This is a genomic window from Halorubrum sp. CBA1125, from assembly GCF_009742825.1.
In the GTDB taxonomy this organism is placed as follows: domain Archaea; phylum Halobacteriota; class Halobacteria; order Halobacteriales; family Haloferacaceae; genus Halorubrum.
On record NZ_WPCE01000362.1, the window covers coordinates 1 to 1,316 of the forward strand.

A 1,316-nucleotide genomic window follows, 5' to 3' on the forward strand; every position below is an offset into this window, starting at 1 on the left:
GCGGTTTCCGCCGCCGGCCCCACCCGCCGAGGGTGGGGAGGTGTGAGGGCTACGCTCGGCCGACCGCCGCCCCCGCCCCCTCAACCGATCGCGAAGAAACGCTTTTCAATCTCGTTCGAGGAGTGCAACGCGTCATGCCCCCTCTCCTCCAAGCGGGCGTTCCCGTCGGTCCGGAGTTGCTCATCGTGCTTCTGTTCACCGCGATGATGTTCCTCGCGGCGGTGGTCGTGTCCGCGCTCATCTATCGGGACGCGAAGCGACGCGACAGCGACCACGCGCTCGCGTGGACGGTCGGCGCGTTCCTCGGCGGCTTCCTCGTCTGGGTCCTCTACGTCGTCGTCCGGGACGAAGTGGGCGATTCGGCCGAAACCGGCGGACTCTGACCGCCCTCGCGGACTCGTCGCGTCGGAATTCGGTCGCCGCGTCGGACGCCGGTCGCCGCGACGGCTCAGGGCGCGACGAGGTCGACGACCGTCTCGTCGTCGACGACGACGTTGTACGCGCCCTCGTCGTCGTTCCAGAGGACGAGCCCGTTCTCGACGAAGACGACGGCGCCGTACTCCGCCTCGCGGAGATCGCGGTTGAGCGCCGTCTCCCGCGTGCAGACGAGGTAGTGGTCGACGGTCTGTGACCCGTCGCCGACGCGGTAGAGGGCGTTCTCGCCGTCGCTCAGGTCGTGGCTCAGCTTCACTGCGAGCAGGTTCACCCGGTCGGTGACGTGCGCTTCCGAGTCCGCCATGCGAGCACAGCGGTCCGGGCTCGCCCGGACGTCGACGCGGCGCTTCCCGTCCGTCCGGAGGATCGCGTACGCGAACTGGACGTCGACGTTGACGAACTCGCCGGGCTCGTCGGTCGCGGCCCGCTCGGCCGCCTCGTCGAGCCGACGCTGGAACGGCGGCACCGCCAGGTCGCCGGCGACGTCGAACGACCAGCCCCGGTCGGACGGGGTCGCGTCCGACCAGAGCCGCAGCGTCGGCGCGTACACCGACACGCCGGTCTCGGGGGTCGCCACCGCGCGCTCCACCTCGCGGAGCCCCGTCGCGGTGTTTCGGTCCGCGGGCGCGAACGCGACGACGCTCCCGTCGCCGCGAGGACGTCCAGCGCGGCCTCGACGACGGCGACCGGGTCGCAAGCTCCGAGAGGACGTTGCCGAACAGCACCAGATCGAACCCCTCGACGGCGTCGTCCGCGTCGTCGGCCCCGCCCTCGGTCCCCAGGAACGCCTCCGCCGTCGTCCGGTGGACCGTCGGCCGGAAGTTGCGTCCCGCCTTGTCGAGCATGCGATCGAGCACGTCGGCGGCCGCGCTCGGCTCGAC

Annotated in this window: 1 protein-coding gene and 1 pseudogene; one reads left to right on the forward strand and one right to left on the reverse strand. The window is 71.5% G+C overall.

What is annotated here, in order from left to right; genetic code table 11:
* The first annotated feature begins 134 nt into the window (after positions 1-134).
* On the forward strand, positions 135-383 hold the full coding sequence (locus GJ633_RS16695; protein WP_156589651.1) for a hypothetical protein: 249 nt from the start codon (positions 135-137) through the stop codon (positions 381-383).
* 65 nt (positions 384-448) lie between these two features.
* Here the strand turns inward: GJ633_RS16695 and GJ633_RS16700 are convergent.
* Positions 449-1,316 (reverse strand): annotated as a pseudogene (locus GJ633_RS16700) (SAM-dependent methyltransferase); the annotation flags it as partial.